This window comes from Neotamlana sedimentorum, assembly GCF_000943565.1.
Lineage (GTDB): Bacteria > Bacteroidota > Bacteroidia > Flavobacteriales > Flavobacteriaceae > Neotamlana > Neotamlana sedimentorum.
In genome coordinates this window covers 94,780-115,162 of the sequence record NZ_JTDW01000008.1, presented here as the reverse complement: position 1 = coordinate 115,162, position 20,383 = coordinate 94,780, and the positions used below count along the sequence as shown (strand labels likewise).

At 34.8% G+C, this 20,383-nt stretch carries 11 protein-coding genes; all 11 read left to right on the top strand.

The features are described 5' to 3' along the window. Positions 1-330 precede the first annotated feature (330 nt). The 11 genes from PW52_RS12175 to PW52_RS12125 are packed head-to-tail and all read left to right on the top strand — an operon-like array spanning position 331 to position 20,381. On the top strand, positions 331-2,145 hold the full coding sequence (locus PW52_RS12175; protein ID WP_044633223.1) for a sodium:solute symporter family protein: 1,815 nt from the start codon (positions 331-333) through the stop codon (positions 2,143-2,145). A gap of 8 nt (positions 2,146-2,153) precedes the next feature. After that, a complete protein-coding gene (locus tag PW52_RS12170; RefSeq protein WP_044633268.1) occupies positions 2,154-3,785 on the top strand; it encodes a sulfatase family protein in 1,632 nt (543 codons plus the stop codon). A gap of 21 nt (positions 3,786-3,806) precedes the next feature. Next, positions 3,807-6,107, top strand: coding sequence for a DUF5703 domain-containing protein (locus tag PW52_RS12165; protein WP_044633222.1), 2,301 nt, complete (start codon positions 3,807-3,809; stop codon positions 6,105-6,107). 35 nt (positions 6,108-6,142) lie between these two features. Further along, positions 6,143-7,681 carry a sulfatase-like hydrolase/transferase gene (locus PW52_RS12160; RefSeq protein ID WP_052823487.1) on the top strand — a complete coding sequence of 513 codons (1,539 nt, stop codon included), beginning with the start codon at positions 6,143-6,145 and terminating at the stop codon, positions 7,679-7,681. Positions 7,682-7,708: 27 nt separating this feature from the next. Continuing rightward, complete coding sequence (locus tag PW52_RS12155) at positions 7,709-9,307, top strand: alpha-L-fucosidase (protein WP_165586774.1); 1,599 nt, start codon at positions 7,709-7,711, stop codon at positions 9,305-9,307. An 18-nt stretch (positions 9,308-9,325) separates the two neighbouring features. Continuing rightward, positions 9,326-11,920 carry a glycoside hydrolase family 3 C-terminal domain-containing protein gene (locus PW52_RS12150; RefSeq protein WP_044633220.1) on the top strand — a complete coding sequence of 865 codons (2,595 nt, stop codon included), beginning with the start codon at positions 9,326-9,328 and terminating at the stop codon, positions 11,918-11,920. A gap of 12 nt (positions 11,921-11,932) precedes the next feature. Next, the gene (locus PW52_RS12145; protein WP_044633219.1) at positions 11,933-13,510 is read left to right on the top strand and encodes a sulfatase family protein; all 1,578 of its coding nucleotides are present in this window, start codon (positions 11,933-11,935) and stop codon (positions 13,508-13,510) included. A 24-nt stretch (positions 13,511-13,534) separates the two neighbouring features. Continuing rightward, positions 13,535-14,860 carry a sulfatase gene (locus PW52_RS12140; protein WP_052823486.1) on the top strand — a complete coding sequence of 442 codons (1,326 nt, stop codon included), beginning with the start codon at positions 13,535-13,537 and terminating at the stop codon, positions 14,858-14,860. Positions 14,861-14,869: 9 nt separating this feature from the next. Next, positions 14,870-16,642 (top strand): arylsulfatase, encoded by a 1,773-nt coding sequence (locus PW52_RS12135; RefSeq protein ID WP_052823485.1) that lies wholly within the window; start codon positions 14,870-14,872, stop codon positions 16,640-16,642. A 14-nt stretch (positions 16,643-16,656) separates the two neighbouring features. Continuing rightward, complete coding sequence (locus PW52_RS12130; RefSeq protein ID WP_044633218.1) at positions 16,657-18,990, top strand: glycoside hydrolase family 95 protein; 2,334 nt, start codon at positions 16,657-16,659, stop codon at positions 18,988-18,990. After that, the gene (locus PW52_RS12125) at positions 18,990-20,381 is read left to right on the top strand and encodes a sulfatase family protein (RefSeq protein WP_082050907.1); all 1,392 of its coding nucleotides are present in this window, start codon (positions 18,990-18,992) and stop codon (positions 20,379-20,381) included. Before PW52_RS12130 ends, PW52_RS12125 begins: the two co-directional genes overlap by 1 nt. The last annotated feature ends 2 nt before the right edge of the window (positions 20,382-20,383 follow it).

The window sequence follows — 20,383 nt, the reverse complement described above, 5'->3', positions numbered from 1 at the left end:
TTCGAGATAATGTTCGTATTACCAATAGATGTGTTAATTTTATAGAGGATATTAATTTAATTGATAAAATATATATAGTTATAAGCTTAAAATTAACTCTGTTTTTTACAAATATTAACATTTTTTATCCAACACCTTTTCAGAATTGTTGTTGGTCGAACAAATGCTAAGTGAAATGTTATAGTTCTTTATATTTCGTTTGAAAATTAATTTTTAGTTTAATTTATATAGTTTTTATTTTAGTTTAAAAAAGAGAGAATATAAAATTTCTCTCTTTTATTTAACTACTAATTAGTATCTTAAATATTACTAATTTCAATCTGTTTTTATATGGTTTCTTTAAGCGCATTAGATTACACGCTCATTATTTTATTTTTTACAATCACCTTATCTATAGGTGTTTATCTTTCAAAAAAATCTGGTAAAAGTTCTTCGGAATTTTTCTTGTCGGGTAAAACAATGCCTTGGTGGTTACTTGGAGTTTCCATGGTTGCTACAACATTTTCAACCGATACACCTAATTTAGTAACCGATATTGTTAGAACCAATGGCGTTTCTGGAAACTGGGTTTGGTGGGCCTTTTTAATTACAGGATTATTAACGGTTTTTGTTTATGCTAAATTATGGCGAAAATCGAATGTGAATACAGATATTGAATTTTATGAATTTCGATACGGCGGGAAGCCTGCTACTTTTTTAAGAAAGTTTAGAGCCATTTACTTAGGTGTAATATTCAATGTAATTACCATGTCTGCGGTTACGCTTGCTGCAATTAAAATTGGAGGTATTATGTTGGGGTTAGAACCTTGGCAAACTGTTGTAAGCGCAGGTTTAATTACAGTTGCTTTTAGTGCCTTAGGTGGTTTTAAAGGTGTGGTTTACACCGATTTTATTTTGTTCTTCGTTGCTATGGGTGGCGCTATTGGAGCTGCTTATTATTTGGTTAATTTACCAGAAGTTGGAGGTATAGAAGCTGTTATGACGAACGAAAATGTGGTTGATAAGTTGTCTATTCTTCCAGATTTTACAAATAAAGATGCTTTAATTACACTTTTTATAATTCCGTTAGCTGTACAATGGTGGAGTTCTTGGTATCCTGGAGCCGAACCAGGTGGTGGTGGTTACATTGCGCAACGTATGTTAGCTGCAAAAGACGAAAACCATGCCATTGGTGCAACCTTCTTTTTTAATATCATGCATTATGCCTTACGTCCTTGGCCATGGATTTTAGTAGCCTTGGCGTCTTTGGTTGTATTTCCAGATTTAGAGAGCATTCAAGCGGCGTTCCCAAATATTGCAGACGACAAGTTAGGTCACGATTTAGCATATTCTGCCATGTTAACTAAATTACCTAGTGGTTTATTAGGTTTGGTTTTAGCTTCATTAATTGCGGCTTATATGAGTACCATTTCTACACAATTAAATTGGGGATCATCATATGTGGTTTACGATTTTTATAAACAACAAATTAATCCTAATGCTTCAGAAAAAAAATTAGTTGCAGTGGGGCGTTTATCAACAGTAGTGTTAATGGTTGTTAGTGCTTTACTGGCATTATTACTACAAAATGCGCTGCAATTATTCGAATTGTTATTAGTGTTTGGTGCAGGTACCGGATTAATTTTTATTCTACGTTGGTTCTGGTGGCGAATAAATGCGTGGAGCGAAATTACGGCCATGTTTGCATCTGGTATTATTTCTATTCTTTTAAAATTAACACCTGTTGGCGATATTTTATTTAAAGCAGAAGATAGTGTGTTTGAAAGTTATCTAGAATACCCATTTGTAGTTATTGTTACAACTGCTATTTGGTTAGCTGCGACTTACTTAACGCAACCAGAAAGTAAAGCTGTTTTACAAGGTTTTTACAAAAAAATACAACCTGGCGGACCAGGATGGACAAAAGTTATTGAAGAAGCCAATAAAGATGGCGTAGAAATTGTGGACACGAACGAAACTTGGAGCGTGCCTTCTGGAATTTCGGCAATGTTAATAGGTTGTGTGCTTATTTACTCGTGTATGTTCGCAACAGGCTATTGGATTTATGGCGATTACAGCTATGCAATTGTGTTAACCATTGTGGCTATAATTGCAGCATTTTTGCTTAAAAATGTTTGGAAAAAAATAAGAACAACTATTTTATAAAATTTGATATGTCAAAATTTACTTTAAAACATAATATACCAGCATATTTACTCGGTTTTTGTCTACTTGCTTTTGTTGGCTGTAAAAACGACAAAGCCAGTAAAACAGTTGAAACAGAAGTCGCAAAACAACCAAACATTGTTTTTATAATGAGCGACGACCATGCGTATCAAGCTATTAGTGCTTATGGTCATGGTTTAAACAACACACCTAATATTGACAGAATTGCAAACGAAGGTGCTATTTTTAATAAAGGTTTTGTAAATAATTCTATATGTGCGCCAAGTAGAGCAGCCATTCTTACAGGTAAACATAGTTTTAAAAATGGTAAAGTTGATAATTTACAACCGTTTAACTGGGATCAAGATAACTTTGCAAAATCGTTACAAAAAAATGGCTACCAAACAGCTTTAGTTGGTAAAATCCATTTAGATGGTTTGCCTCAAGGGTTCGATTACTCAAATGTACTTCCGGGGCAAGGACAGTATTATTCTCCAGATTTTATCGAGAATGGTGTTAAAAAAACATATCCAGGTTACATTACTCATGTTACAACCGATATTGCTTTAGATTGGTTACAAAATAAACGCGAAAAAGATAAACCTTTTCTTTTAATGTACCACCAAAAGGCACCACACAGAACGTGGATGCCAGAGGAAAAATATTTTACACTTTTAGATTCTGTAAACTTCGTGCCGCCTGCTAATTTCTTTGATGATTACGAAGATAGACCTGCAGCAGCTTCACAAGAAATGAGCATTTTTAAAGACATGGATTTGGTTTACGATTTAAAAATGTTAGATAAAAACGGAGATATTAAAACGAAATACCGTGGCATGTTCCAAAAGAAGTACGATAGAATGACCGATGAACAAAAAGCGGCGTGGGATGCCTATTACGACCCAATTATAGCAGATTTTAAATCTCAAAACTTAGAAGGAAAAGAGCTTGCCGTTTGGAAATTTAATCGATACATGCACGATTATTTAAGAGTTATTCAATCTGTAGACGATGGTGTAGGTCAGGTTTTAGATTATTTAAAAGAAAACGGATTAGAAGAAAATACCATTGTAGTTTATACTTCAGATCAAGGATTTTACTTAGGAGAACACGGTTGGTTCGATAAGCGCTTTATGTACGAAGAGTCGTTTAGAACACCTATTTTAATGAAATATCCAAAAGAAATTAAACCAGGAACTGTAATTGATGAATTAGTTCAAAACATTGATTTTGCACCTACATTTTTAGATTATGCTGGTATTGCTATTGATGAATCTATTCAAGGTGAATCGTTAAGAGGTTTAGTTAACGGGGAAGTTACCGAGTTACGCGACGCTTTATATTACACATTCTACGAATTTCCTGCCGAGCATAAAGTAAAACGCCATTATGGAGTAAGAACCGATCGCTATAAATTAATTCATTTCTACTACGATGTTAATATATGGGAATTATACGATTTAGAAAAAGACCCACAGGAAATGCATAACCTTTACGATAATCCAGAATATGCATCGGTACAAAAAGATATGCACGAACAATTGGAGCGAATGAGACAAAAATACGGCGACAGTGATGCTTTAAATGAAGAAAATTTAAATAGATATTTAAACAAGAAAAACATTAAAAAGAAGCACTAAAAAAAGAATAAAAATTTACCAATGAAACTTAAATTATCAATCATATACATTTGCTTTTGTTTAATTAGTGTTAAGCTTTACAGCCAAAATATAGCCGTTGATGCGTATAATGTTTCATGGACAGAAAAAAGTAAAATAGCTTCTGATGCTATGCCACTTGGTAATGGCACAACAGGAGCTTTAGTATCTGTTTTAGAAAACGGACACCTTTGGATTTCTGTAAGACATATTGATGCTTGGTCTGAAGCGCACAGACTTTTAAAATTAGGAGATGTTGAAGTAGAGGTTTCTCCAAATCCGTTTGAAAATACATTTAAACAAGAGCTTGTTTTAAGTGAAAGTGCTATTTATTTAGAAGGAGATAACGGGTTTAAATCCAAAATCTGGATCGATAAGCATAACAATATTATTCATGTAGAGAATAATTCACAATCAAAATTTAAACTCAATGTAACACTGCACAACTGGCGAAAAGAAGCAAAGGTTATAAACGAAACCAATTTAAAAGGTATTCCGGAAGGTGTTACCGAATCTCCAGATGTTATTGTAAGCGGTAATAAAAATGCCATTTCATGGTATCATAGAAATAGCACAACAAAAGTCTTCGATTGGACTATTAAAGCACTTGAAATTCCAAAACCTAAAAATTTAGATAACGTTTTAGAAAATAGAACTTTTGGAGCTAAAATTGTGGGCGATAAAATGATTAATACTTCAGATACTACATTGGTATCAAAATCACGAAAGTGCAATCATTTAAAAATTTATACACTTAACGAGCGTACAGCATCGGCCGAAAAATGGTTGTCAAATTTGAATGCTGAAGCTTCAGAAAAAATAAACACTAAATCCAATTGGAAAAATCATGTTACTTGGTGGCAAAACTTTTGGGCGAGTAGTTATATTCATTTAACTGGTTTTAAAGAAGCCAAACAAACTAGTGCAGGGTATGCGTATACCATGTATTTAAATGCTATGGCAGGCGAAGGCGAGTTTCCAATAATCTGGAATGGCTCTATGTTTGCCCCAGATTTAAACGAAGTTTTACAACGCAATCATACCGGTATAAAGCACTTTAAAGATAAAGACCATCGTTCTTGGGGTAATTTAATGTTGCATCAAAATGTGCGCTTACCGTTTTATTCCATGAATGCTGCTGGACAGTTTAAATACGCCAACACATTTATCGATTTATACATGCGTGGTTTTAATGCCATGAAAGAACATAGCAATACGGTTTTTGGTCACGAAGGTACTGTAATTCGCGAGTCTACTACACTTTGGGGTGTTGTTGCTCCAGGTGTTTACGGTGTAAATCGTGAAGGTTTAGAACCAGGACAGCAACAATCTAAATGGCACAGAACCCATTGGAATGCAGGATTAGAAGTAGCTTGGTATTTATCAGAACGTTATGATTATACTTTAGATGAAACTTTTGCTAAAGAAAAATTTATTCCGTTTGCATCAGAAATTGTAACGTTTTTCGATAAGCACTGGCCACATAAAGATGGCAAATTATATTTCCCAGATGTTCATGTTTTAGAATCGTTTAGAAAAGCAGATAACCCAATGCCTTTTATAGCAGGATTACGTTCGGTTTTAGGTAGGTTATTAAAATTGCCTTCTCACTTAACAACAGAAGCAGATAGAACCTATTGGAAAGCACTATTAGCTAGAGTGCCAGAAATTCCTACTAGAGACAGAAATGGTATAAAAATTTTAGCGAATGCCGAAGTTATAAAATCTAATAAAGCCAATGTAGAAGTTGCCGAATTATATTCAGTATTCCCATACCATTTGTACGGTGTTGGTTTGCCTGATTTAAAAATGGCACAAGATACTTACAAAAACCGTACAACTTTAGTTGATGATGTTGGCGGTAAAAACCCAAAATGGGCACCAGGATATCTTCGTGGTGGTTGGCATCCAGAAGCCATTATGGCAGCCATGGTTGGTTTAACCGATTCTGTACAGAAAGAAGTGGTTTGGGCCTTACACCGTCCGGTTCCAGAACAACGTTACCCAGGATTTTTTATGTCTACACACGATGGCACTCCAGATGTACAACACTCATCCGTAGCGGCTACAGCTTTACAACGCATGATTTTACAAAATGTAAACGATAAAATTATACTCTTACCAGCATTTCCTTCAAATTGGAGTGCTGAGTTTAAGTTATATGCAAAACAAAATACTATAGTTGAAGGTGAAATAGTTAACGGAGAAATTAAACGTTTAAAAGTGACGCCGTCAACGCGAAAAGAAAATGTAGTTATAGGCCAAAAACTGCAGGCTCCAAAGCCAGAAATTTGGGAAGATTAAGAAAGAATTAATTTTAAAATAAGGTTCACAATAAAATGAGCAACACTAAAAACCTAATCAGAATTTTTGTTTTAATACTTTTTGTAAGTGTTAATTCATGTAAGGAAAAAGCAGAAGAAAAAGCAGTTTCTGAAGAAAAAGAAATGCCAAATATTTTATTTCTTTTTACTGATGATCAACGTAACGGAACCATCAACGAATTGCATAAATACAATGTGCAAACGCCAAATATGGATAAGCTCGTTAAAAATGGTACGGCGTTCACTAATTCTTATATTTTAGGTGCAACTACTGCCGCTGTTTGTTCGCCAAGTAGAGCGATGTTAATGACAGGGCGTCACTATTTTAATATTGAACCCAATGTGTATGCGCAGTTTGCTTTTGATAAAGAAGATAAAGGTATAAGTAATAAATTAACATTTCCGGAATACTTTAAAGCCAATGGCTACACCACTTTTGCAACAGGGAAACAACATAATGGTGAGCAGTGGGTAGAACGCGGATTTACAAATGTAAAATCGGCATTCTTAGGAGGAATGACAAGACATTTTGGTACCAAAGTAAAAGATTATTCTCCGGAAACAGGTTGGTCTGAGCCTTATAAAAATGATGAAAAATTTAGTAGTGAAGTATTTGCTGATGCAGCCGTCGGTTTTATTGATGCATACAAACAAGATAAACCATTTTTAATGTATGTAGCGTTTACGGCTCCACACGATCCAAGAACAGCACCACAAGAATATCACGACATGTACCCTGCAGCAGATATTGCGCTACCAGAAAACTTTATGCCTAAGCATCCTTTTGAATTAGCAGACGAAAAAATTCGAGACGAGGTATTAGCTCCTTTTCCAAGAACGCCAGAAGCAATTCAAAAAGAAATTTCAGATTATTATGCTATGATTACAGCTACTGATACTCAAATAGGTAGAATTTTAAAAGCGCTTGAAACTTCAGGAAAAGCAGAAAATACAATTATTGTTTTGGCTGGAGATAATGGTTTAGCGCTTGGTCAACACGGGCTTTTAGGTAAACAAAACGTTTACGAGCATAGTGTAAGTGTACCAATGGTGTTTTGTGGACCAAACATTCCAAAAAATCAAAAAAATAATGCTTTAGCTTATTTACACGATATATTCCCAACGCTTTGTGGTTTAACAGGCTTAGATATTCCAGAATCTATTCAAACTGAAGATTTAACCCCAGTAATTACAGGTGAAAAAGAATCCGTTAGAGAAAGTATGTTTTACGCCTATAACTCTTGGCCAGGTGAAAAAACACGCCCAAATATTAATAATGGCGGCGGGCACAGAGCAGTTCGAAAAGGTGATTTTAAATTAATTGTTAGTGCTAAAAAAGAAGTTTACACTTATCAATTATTCAACCTTAAAAATGATCCTTGGGAGTTAGTAAATCTTATTGATGATGAAAACTATAAAGATGTAAAAGAAGATTTACAACAAGAGCTTGAAAAGTTAATAAAAGAAGTAGGTGACCCTGCAGATTTAACAAAACGTGAATTTGGTCTTTTCGATAACCCTGAAGCATATAATTTTAAAACAAAAAAACAATAATATATTCCTTTGAACGAGATGAAATTAATGTCAAAACTTAGCAATTTAATCCTTTGTAATCTTCTTGTTTTATTAACAGCTATTCCACTAACTGCACAAGAAAAAACATTAACCTGGGATGAATTAGCCGAACAGTACGCATGCCCAGAATGGTTTAGAGACGCTAAGTTTGGCATTTGGTTTCATTGGGGACCTCAAGCAGCACCAGAGCAAGGTGGTGGTTGGTATGCACGACATATGTACATGCAAGATGTAGGTCGCCAAAAATTTGGTAAAATGGCGTATCCGTATCATTTAATGACTTACGGACACCCTTCAGAATTTGGCTTTAAAGACGTTATAAATAGTTGGAAGGCAGAAAATTTTGATGCCGAAGCCTTAATCAATTTTTCAAAAGAAAATGGCGCAAAATATATTGTGGCATTAGCAAACCATCACGATCATTTCGATTTGTTTGATTCGTCTTACCATCCATGGAACTCTGTAAATGTTGGTCCTAAAAAAGATATTATTGGTGAGTTTGAAACAGCTACACGTAAAGCTGGATTAAAATTTGGGGTTACCAGTCACGACGATCGTTTTTTAAATTGGTGGAAACCCGCTTTTGGTTCAGATAAAGAAGGAAAGTACGCTGGTGTACCTTACGATGCACGTTTAACTAAAGCAGATGGAAAAGGAAAATGGTGGGAAGGTTTAGACCCAAAAGATTTATACGGTCCAGCTCCAGAAGATCGTACACCTGAAATTATTGAAGACATCAAAAAAAACTGGCTAAAACGTCATATAGAATTAGTTGATAAATACAAACCAGATTTATTATACAACGACGGATTTAACTTTACTTACGGTGAATATGGTAAAGAAGTAACACGTAAACTTTACAACAATAGTTTAAGCAAAAATGGTAAAATTGATGCTGTAATGCTTTTAAAGCGTAAAGCAAAAGGTACTGTAAATGAAGTAGAATCTGGTGGTAGTAATACTTTAAGAGAATACCCTTGGCAGTCCGAAATTACATTTACAGATTGGTTCTACAAAAAAGATCGTCATTTAACACATAATGCGCGCACCATTCTTGAAATGCTAATTGAAGCAGTTAGTAAAAACGGAAACTTACTATTAAGCATGGAATTAAATCCTGATGGAACAATTCCGCACGAAATTAAAAAGAGTGTCGTTATTGTTGGCGATTGGTTAAAAATTAATGGTGAAGCTATTTACGGCACACGTCCTTGGAAAGTTTTTGGAGACGGTAAAAGTGTAAGAGGGGAAGAGGTTAAAACTGTTGAAGGAGAATTAAGAAATGCTACCGCTAACCAAAAGCATGGAGAGCATTTTAATCAACGTACTACTGCAACGCCTGCTTTTGCTAACGATGAAGTGAGATTTACAACAAAAGGAGACGATTTTTACATTATAGTAATGAATCCTAAAGGCGGTGAATTTGTAATTCCTTCTTTTGGAAAATCAAGCGAAGTTAGTCCAGGAACTCTTAAAGGATTAACACAATTATACGATGGTAGAAAAGTAGTATTTAAACAATCAAACGTTGGTTTAACTATAACGATGCCAGCTGTAAATGGAGATAGTTACCCAGTAGTATTAAAAGCGAAATTTAAGAAATAGAGAAGAAGAATATAAAAAATGAAAATTTTACGATCTAATACTTTAATAGTACTAACTTTAGTTGTAGTTAGTTCTTCTAAGGCTCAAGAAATACTACCATATTTAAATACATCTTTATCTTTTGATGAACGTGTAGACGATTTAGTATCAAGAATGACTCTTGAAGAAAAAGTAGGGCAAATGATGAATGATGCGCCTGCAATTCCAAGATTAAACATTCTTGCACACGAATATTGGAATGAAGCTTTACATGGAGTTGCTCGAGCAGGTAAAGCAACGGTTTTTCCTCAGGCCATTGGTTTAGGAGCTACTTTTGATGAAGCTTTAATTTTAGAATCTGCTACAGTAATTTCAGATGAAGCAAGAGCTAAACACCATGAAGCCCAACGTAATAAATCATACAAACGTTACGAAGGTTTAACCTATTGGACGCCAAACGTAAATATATTCCGTGATCCGCGTTGGGGGCGTGGTCAAGAAACTTATGGCGAGGATCCTTATTTAACATCTCGTATGGGAATTAGTTTTGTAAAAGGTTTACAAGGCGACGATGAGAAATACTTAAAGTTAGTAGCAACTCCAAAGCATTTTGCAGTACATAGTGGTCCAGAACCAGAACGTCATTTCTTTGATGCCATAACTACCGAACGTGATTTATACGACACCTATTTACCGGCCTTCGAGGCAACGGTTAAGGAAGGGCAGGCATATTCTATTATGGGTGCTTATAATAGATATATGGGTAAACCATGTTGTGCAAGTCACCAATTATTAGATGAAATTTTACGTCAAGATTGGGGTTTTAAAGGTTTCGTTGTTTCAGATTGTAATGCCATTAGAGATATTCACGATTACCATAATTACGTAGATTCTAAAGAAGAAGCTGCTGCAGTATCTCTTCTTGCAGGAACAGATTTAAATTGTGGTTCGCGTTATGAATATTTAGTAAGCGCTGTAAAAGCAGGATTAATTACAGAAGCCGATGTAGATGTATCATTAAAACGAATTTTTAAAGCACGTTTTAAATTAGGAATGTTCGATCCTACAGAAATGGTGCCTTATGCAAGCATTCCTATGGATGTTGTGAGTTCAGATAAGCACAGAGCTTTAGCTTTAGAAACCGCTCAAAAATCTATTGTTTTATTAAAGAATGAAAACAAAACTTTACCAATTAAAAAAGATGTAAAATCTATAGCCATTGTAGGTCCTAATGCAAACGAGCTAGAAGTATTATTAGGAAATTATAATGGATTTCCATCAAGATATTTTACACCTTTAGATGGAATTAAATCTAAAGTCTCTAAAGACACAAAAATATATTTTGAAGCAGGTACAGAAATGATTACCGAAGATTCAAAAATGTCTTTAATTCCTACTGAATTTTTAAGTTTTAATAACCAAAAAGGTCTGCAAGCTAAATATTACAATAATCATGAGTTTACAGGAACACCTGTAGCAACTAGAATAGAAGATGTTGTAAATTCTAATTGGAATTTAAATCCTGTTGAAGGTTTAAATGAAGCAAATTTTGGTGTAGAATACACTGGGACAATAAAAGTAGATGTGTCAGGAGAATATGATTTAGGGTTACAGAGTCATCATAGAGTCTTCACTTTAGCTATCGATGGAAAAGTAATAGCAGATAATTCTAATCGCCCAAAGCGTAAAGTTATCAAAGGATCGATGTATTTAGAAAAAGGAAAATCATACGATGTTAAAATTCAATACATACATCACGGTTATCCTGCTAAGTTGAAATTTATGTGGGCTTCGAAAGACAAGACTTCATTTGATAAAGCTATCGAAATAGCTAAAAAATCTGAAGTAGTGGTTTTTGTCGGCGGTATTTCTGCAAGTGTAGAAGGAGAACATATGCCTGTAAATTCTAAAGGTTTTGATGGTGGAGATAAAGTTAATATTGATTTACCTGCAGTTCAAACTAAATTATTAAAAGCGCTTCATGAAACAGGAACGCCTGTTGTATTAGTATTATTAAACGGTAGTGCACTAGCCATAAACTGGGAAAACGATAATTTACCAGCTATTGTAGAAGCTTGGTATCCTGGTGAACTTGGTGGAACTGCTATTGCCGACGTGCTATTTGGAGATTATAACCCTTCAGGAAGATTACCTGTAACCTTTTATACATCGCATAAAGAACTTTCACCATTTGTAAATTACAGTATGAAAGGCAGAACTTATAGGTATTACGAAGGCGAAGCTTTATATCCTTTTGGTTTCGGTTTAAGTTATACAAAATTCGATTACGAAAAGTTGAAATTAGATAAAAATCAAATTAAAACTACAGAGGCAACAAAAGTATCTATTAAGGTGAAAAATGTAGGAGATTTGCAAGGGGAAGAAGTTGTACAATTGTATATTAAAGATTTAAAGAGTTCGGTTAAACGACCATTAAAAAGTTTACGAGGTATAAAGCGTATTACTTTAAAACCAGGGAAATCTGCAACAGTAACTTTTAATATTACACCAGAAGATTTACAATTCTTTGATACCGAACTACATAAATACATAGTTGAACCAGGCGAATTTGAAATAGGTATTGGTCCAGCATCAAATAATTTTGAAACGGTAACACTTAACGTTACCAATTAAACAATATATAAAATGAAAAATGTACTTAAAATAGGTGCAATATGTTTATTAGTTTTTGCTTCTTTTACAAGTTGTAAAGATCAAAAAAAAGAAGAAACAGCTAAAACTGAAGCTACTCCAGAACGCCCTAACATTTTGTTTATAATGGCAGACGACCATACGGGTCAAGCTTGGGGTATTTACGAAAGCATTTTAAAAGATTTGGTACACACACCAAACATTAAACGTTTAGCTAAAGAAGGAACTGTTTTAGAAAATTGTTTGGTGTCAAACTCTATTTGTACACCAAGTAGAGCTACAATTTTAACAGGACAATACAGTCATGTTAACGGTGTTAAAATTTTAGATGCTGGTTTATCGCCACAATACAATAACATTGCTAAAGAAATGCAAAAAGGGGGGTACCAAACATCAATTATTGGTAAATGGCATTTAAAACAAGAGCCAGCAGGTTTCGATCATTATGCAGTGCTTCCTGGTCAAGGAGAATATCACGATCCAGTAATTAAAACTGCCGATAATTGGAAAGATTATTACGAAGGTGGTAAACAATATAAAGGTTATAGTACAGATGTTATTGCTGATATGACTATCGATTGGATTGAAAACCGAGATAATGATAAACCATTTATGGCTATGTGTCATTTTAAAGCTACACACGAGCCTTACGATTACCCAGAGCGTTTTGCGGACCTTTATAAAGATGAAGAAATTCCAGTTCCAGAATCATTTTACGATAGTAGTGCATCTGTAACAGGACGTTCGTTTTTAGGACAATCTATGGATAATTTAAAGCAACGTTATTTAGATGCTACAGCAAATCCAGAATTGCGTAAAGACTTTATGAATTATCCGGGGTTACCATTTTCGGTTGATGGATTAACCAACGAAGAAGCACGTTACAAAACCTACCAAAAAATGGTGAAAGATTTTATGCGTTCTGGTGCCGCGGTAGATGATAATATTGGTAAACTTTTAGATTATTTAGAAGCCAATGGACTTGCAGAAAATACCGTAGTAATTTACACAGCAGATCAAGGTTATTTCTTGGGTGAACACGGTTGGTTCGATAAGCGTTTAATTTTCGAAGAATCTATTCACATGCCGTTCGTTATCCGATATCCAAAAGAAGTAAGAGCAGGTGCAAGAAATAAAGATTTAATCGAAAATGTAGATTTTTCAGCATTATTCGCAGATTATGCAGGAATCGATTATCCAAACGATATGCAAGGGCGCAGTTTCCGTGAAAACTTAAAAGGAAACACACCTAACGATTGGAGAGATTACGGCTACTATCGTTATTGGGATCATTCCAAAGATCGTCCTGGACATTTCGGTATTCGTGGGCAACGTTACAAATTAGCGTTCTTTTACGGCAACGGATTCAAAGGAGCTGCTCAAAATCAATTCTGGGATTTTTACGATTTACAAGAAGACCCGCACGAATTACACAACGCATACAACGACCCAAAATACAAAGATATTATTGCCGATATGAAAGCTGAAATTTTAAAACAACGCGAGGCTATTGGTGATACAGATGCAGATAATCCAGAAATTCTTGAGATTATTGAAAAACACTGGAATTAATATTCAACAAAAGTAAGTAACAAAATGCATAGTAAACTTAATACACTTTTTAGCCTAATCTTTTTAAGTATAATAACACTAAGTTGTAAAGCACAAAAAGAAACTAAGCCTAACATTATCATCATTATGGCAGACGATATGGGTTACGGCGATTTATCGTGTTACGGTAGTACATTAATAAATACGCCTAATCTCGATAAAATGGCTTCAGAAGGTATTAAGTTTACAGATTTTCATGCCAACGGTCCCGTTTGTAGTCCTACCAGAGCTGCTATTTTAACAGGTAAATATCAACAACGCGTTGGTATTGATGGTGTGGTTACAGCCAAACATCATCGTGATAAAGGTTTAGCTGTTAGCGAAAAAACGTTTGCAGATGCTATTCAAAAAGCAGGTTATGTAACCGGAATGTTTGGTAAGTGGCACGTAGGTTACAAAAAGGAATTTAACCCGATTAACCAAGGGTTCGATGAGTATATTGGTTATGTTTCTGGTAATGTTGATTATCACTCACACATCGATCAAGAAGGCTACGAAGATTGGTGGGTTGGCGATACTATTAAAAATGAAAAAGGTTATTCTACAGATTTAATTACCGAACATTCTGTAGATTTTATTAAGCGACATAAAGACGAACCTTTTTTACTTTATATTCCGCACGAAGCGCCTCACGGGCCATTTCAAGGGCGTAAATCTGCTGCAGAACGTTACGTAGGTTGGAAAAATGGCGCAAAGCAAAAAGATAAAATGTCTGATGAAGAACTCAACAACATTTATAAAGAAATGGTTGAAGTTATGGATGAAGGTGTTGGTGAAGTAATGAAAACCTTAAAAGAACTGAATATTGATAAAAACACGATTATATTCTTTTGTTCAGATAACGGTGCATCAAAAAAAGTAGGTAGCAATGGTGGTTTAAGAGGCTATAAGTCTACCTTATGGGAAGGTGGTCATCGTGTATCTGCAATGGCTTGGTATCCGGGAACAATTCAGCCAAACCAAGTAAATAACGAAACGGTTTTAACCATGGATTTATTTCCTACGATCATGGATTTAGTAGGTGCGGAACAACCAGAAAATCTAGATGGTGTAAGTTTAAAAAATAATTTAATTAAAGGCGAGCCTTTAGCTGAAAGAGATTTGTTTTGGGGCTATGCCGGAAGAAAAGCCATTCGTCAAGGCGATTGGAAACTTATTATTCGAAACAAAACCGCAGAACCTTTATTATATAATTTAAAAGAAGATATAGGAGAAAATAATAACCTCGCTCAACAACATCCAGAACTAGTTAAAAGTTTAACTAAAAAACTAGAAGCTTGGGGCGACGATGTTTATGCAACAACTAAATAATAACCATTAATGAAATATTCAATTTATATCGCTTTAAGTATAGCTATTTTATGTTTTAATAGTTGTACCGAAACAAAAACTGTAGATAAAGTAGTAAAACCAAATGTTGTATTAATTGTAACAGACGATCAAGGTTTTGGCGATATTGGATATTATGGAAATCCGCATATTAAAACACCGATTTTAGATAGTTTAGCAAGTAAAAGTGTACGTTTCGACGATTTTTCAGTAAACCCAGTGTGCGCGCCAACACGTTCGGCGATCATGACAGGAAAGTACTCCATGACAACAGGAGTGCACGATACCTACAGAGGTGGTGCAATGATGGCGCCAAGTGAAGTTACCATTGCCGAAATTTTAAAAGAAGCAGGTTATAAAACCGGAATGATTGGTAAATGGCATTTAGGCGATAATTACCCAATGCGTCCACAAGACCAAGGTTTCGAGTATACACTAAATCATTTATCTGGCGGAATTGGGCAATACGGCGATTGGCCAAATACTTTAAAAAGAGATAGTAGTTACTTCAATCCTATTTTATGGAAAAACGGTAAACAAGTGCAAACTCAAGGATATTGTACCGATGTTTTAACCGAAGCTGCAATGGATTATGTTGAAGACAACAAAGACAATCCATTCTTCCTATATTTATCTTATAATGCGCCTCACGGGCCATTGCAATTACCGCAAAAATATTACGATATGTACAAAGATGTAGATATCGATGCGGGTTTAATTAACCAAGGAAAACCATATCCAAATGTTACCGACCATAGTAGAGAAAACTCTAGAAAAGTCTACGGAATGGTAACTAATATTGATGATAACTTAAGATTATTATTTAAAAAGTTAGAAGATTTAGGTATAGATGAAAATACACTAGTTATTTTCATGACAGATAATGGTCCGCAACATCCTAGATACATTGCAGGAATGCGCGGTAAAAAAGGTTCTGTTTTTCAAGGCGGCGTACGCGTACCAAGTTTCTGGTATTATCCAAAAGCGTTTAAAGAAGCCAGAGATATAAAAACGCCAGCCGCTCATTACGATATTTTACCAACATTAGCCGAACTTACAGGAGCTTCATTACCAGAAGGTTTAAAAATTGAAGGTGAAAGTTTATTACCATTATTAACCAAAAAAGAAGATAGCTTACCAGAACGCATCATTAACCGTTATTGGGCAAGAACAGCACCAGTGCATTACAGAAATGTATCTACAAGAAAAGGGGAAATGAAATTAGTTGGTGTTGGTAAAGATGAAGATGGTAACGATAAGTTTGAATTATTTAATTTAAATGAAGATCCTTACGAACAAAACGATATTTCAGCAGAACATCCTGCTTTAGTTGAAGAATTAAAAGCCGAAATGGATACTTGGTTAAATACCATGGAAACTTCAGAACATATTGTAAACTCACCAATGCCAATAATTGGAACGGTTCACGAAAATCCAGTAATGCTAAATCAGAATGATGCTCTTTTCTTAAAGAAAGAAGGTTTTAAAAAAGAATTTATTTATTGGGATGTTATTGTAGATGAAGCAAAAACGTTCGATTTTATAGTTCATTTTGATGCGCCAATAGCTACAACCGGCGAGTTAGAACTAGATTTAGGTTCGCAAACAAAAACAGTAAAAATTGAAGCTAACGGACAAACAAGTTTCAGTTTTAATAATATAGAATTACCAAAAGGCAAAGTTACCATAATGCCTAAAACCTATTTAAAAAGAAAAGGCGAGTTAAAATATGCCTATCCGTTTTACATTGAAATAAAAGGATAATCAGGAGGAATTAAATGAAGAAACATATAATACATACCATAAAAAAGTTAAGTATTGTTGCTTTAGCAATTACAATTTCAAGTTGTAATAGCGCTAAAAGCGATCAACAAAAAGAAACGTTTAAATTACAGTATGACAAGCCTGCCGAAAAATGGACAGAAGCTTTACCTGTTGGTAATGGTAGTTTAGGCGCCATGATTTATGGTGGTGTTTCACAAGAACACATTCAGTTTAATGAGGAAACGCTTTGGCGCGGGAAACCTCACGATTATTCGCACGAAGGCGCTGGTGAATATTTAGACGAAATAAGAACCTTGTTGGCTACAGGAAAGCAGTTAGAGGCTCAAAAATTAGCTCAAGAGCATTTTATGAGCGATCCTATAAAACAAATCCACTATCAGCCTTTTGGAGATATTTATTTCGACTTTAAAAATCACGAAGACTATAAAAACTATAAACGCGAGCTTAATTTAAATAATGCCGTAAGTTCGGTTTCTTATGCAGTAGAGGATGTAGAATATAAACGCGAAGTACTATCTAGTTTTCCAGACCAAATAATAGCAATTAATGTATCGGCAAGTAAAGAGAAAGTTTTAAATTTCGATTTATGGTTAGATGCTATACATGAAGATAAATCGGTTGTTACTTCAAATAATACACAAACCCTTGTAGTTAAAGTAAAAGACGGTGTATTGTGGGGAGTTTCAACCTTGAAAATTAAAACCGATGGAACGGTAACTACTACCGATGGTAAATTACAAATTACCGATGCTTCAAACGCTACGGTATACTTATCTGCAGCCACAAATTATGTCGATTTTAACGATGTAACCGGAACACCAGAAAAAATAGTTCCAGAAACTTTAGTGAATGTGCAAGATCAAAGTTTTGAGTTTGTAAAAGAAAGACATATCTCCGATTATCAATCGCTTTACAATCGTTTTCAAATTAGTTTTGGCGATAACGGAAAATCTAAAAACGCAACCGATAAACGTATTGCCGATTTTAGCGAAACACCTAACGATCCGCAATTGGTAGCACTTTACGTGGAATATGCACGCTATTTAACCATAGCAAGTAGCAGACCAGGAACTAAACCTGCAACATTGCAAGGCATTTGGAACGATAAATTAACGCCGCCTTGGTTTAGTAGTTATACCACCAATATTAATTTAGAAATGAATTATTGGCCTGTAGAAATGTATAATTTAAGTGAATGCCACGAGCCACTTTTCGATTTAATTGAAGATTTATCTATAACAGGAGCCAAAGTTGCAAAAACACATTATAACGCCGATGGTTGGATTGTACATCATAATGTTGATATTTGGCGAGGTGCTGCTCCAGTAAATGCATCGCATCACGGTATTTGGTTAGGAGGTGCCGCTTGGTTATCATCGCATATTTGGGAGCATTACTTATTTACACAAGACAAAGAATTCTTAAAAAAACGTTATCCGTTACTTCGTAATGCGGCTTTATTTTATAGTCAGTTTTTGTATGAAGATCCAAATACAGGATATTTGATTAGTTCGCCTTCAAATTCACCAGAAATAGGAGGTTTAGTTGCTGGCCCAACTATGGATCATCAATTAATTCGAGCTTTATTTAAAACCACTATTGAAGCTTCAAAAATTCTAGATCAAGATGCAGAGTTTACATCAACCCTTAAACCCATGATTAATAAAATTGCGCCAAACCAAATAGGTAAACATGGGCAATTACAAGAATGGATGGAAGATAAAGACAATCCTGAAAATCATCACAGGCATGTATCGCATCTTTGGGCAGTTCACCCAGGAAACGAAATTAATTTTGATGAGACTCCAGATTTAATGCAAGCTGCAAAACAATCTTTAGAATATAGAGGAGACAATGGTACAGGTTGGAGTTTAGCATGGAAAATTAATTTTTGGTCGCGTTTTAAAGATGGCGATCACGCATATAAATTATTACATAAATTATTAAGTCCTGCCGAAAGACCAAATGGAAAAGTTGGCGGTGGTTCTTATCCTAATTTATTTGATGCGCATCCACCATTTCAAATAGATGGTAATTTTGGAGGTGCTTCAGGTATTTTAGAAATGCTTTTACAAAGTCAGTTAAACTACATCGAATTATTACCAGCATTACCAAGCACGTTGCCAGAAGGACATGTTTCTGGAATTTTAGCACGTGGCGGATTTGAGTTAGCATTTTCATGGGAAGCAGGTACACTTAAAAACGTGTCAGTTTTATCAAAAAGTGGCATGCCTTGTGTATTAAAATATGGAGACAAATCTATTGAGTTTGAAACCGAAGCAGGTAAAACCTATAATTTTGATGGTTTATTAAACAAAAAATCGTAATGCAGAAATTAACGTTCATATTACTTTTTATAACGGCTTTTTTTAGCCCTAAAGCAGTATTCGCTCAGGCTAAAAATTCTAAACCCAATATTATTATTGTTTTTACCGACGATCAAGGTTATCAAGATGTAGGTGTATTTGGCTCGCCATTAATTAGCACACCAAATTTAGATAACATGGCTAAAAACGGTATAAAATTCACCGATTTTTATTCTGCATCATCGGTATGTTCGCCATCAAGAGCTGCTTTATTAACGGGTTCTTATCCAAATCGTGTTGGAGTGCCTCAGGTATTATGGCCAAACCTTCCTGGAGGTTTAAGCAATGCAGAAACCACTATTGCAAACATGTTAAAATCCCAAAATTATGCCACAGCTTGTATTGGTAAATGGCATTTGGGAGATAAGCAAGAATACTTACCAACATCACAAGGTTTCGATATGTATTATGGCATTCCGTTTAGTAACGATATGTCGGTTAATCCAAAATCTAAAATCTCTAAAAATATTGTGTTTAGAGAAGGCATGACTCTAGATAGTTTGCGTGAAACAAAATGGCGTGGTAGTAGAGTGCCTTTGCTTAAAAAAGATGAAGTTATTGAATATCCCGTAGATCAATCTACCATTACTCAACGCTATACCGAACAAGCAATACAGTTTATTAAAGACAATAAAAACGAACATTTCTTTTTATACTTGGCACATTCAATGCCGCACGTACCGCTTTATGCATCGGCTAATTTTAAAGGTAAAAGTAAAAGAGGGCTCTATGGCGATGCTGTAGAAGAAATAGATTGGAGTGTTGGAGAAATTTTAAAAACATTAAAGGAACAAGGGCTTGATGAAAATACCTTAGTTATTTTTACATCAGATAACGGACCGTGGACTTCAAGAGGAGAACACGGAGGAAGTGCTTTACCGTTAAGAGGGCATAAAAATGAAACTTTTGAAGGTGGTTTTCGCGTACCAATGATAGCGCAATGGAATGGAAAAATTAAACCAGCTTCAGTAAGCGATAAAGTTATTTCTACTATCGATGTTTTACCAACTGTAGCCTATTTAACAGGAGCAGATTTACCAGAGAAAAAAATAGACGGAAAAAACATTTGGCCTATACTTTCAGGTAAACAAAATAAAAAATCACCTCATAAAAAAGAAGGCTTCTTTTATTACAAAGATTTTAACCTTGAAGCAGTAAGACAAGGCGATTGGAAATTAAGAATAATAGAAGATGATGTAGCGCTTTATAATTTAAAAGACGATATATCAGAACAACATAATTTAGCGTCAACATATCCTAAAAAGGTTAAAAAACTTAAAAAATTGATGCTAGATTTTGATGAAGAATTACAACAAAACAAAAGAAACCAACAACATTTACGCAGCAAATAATG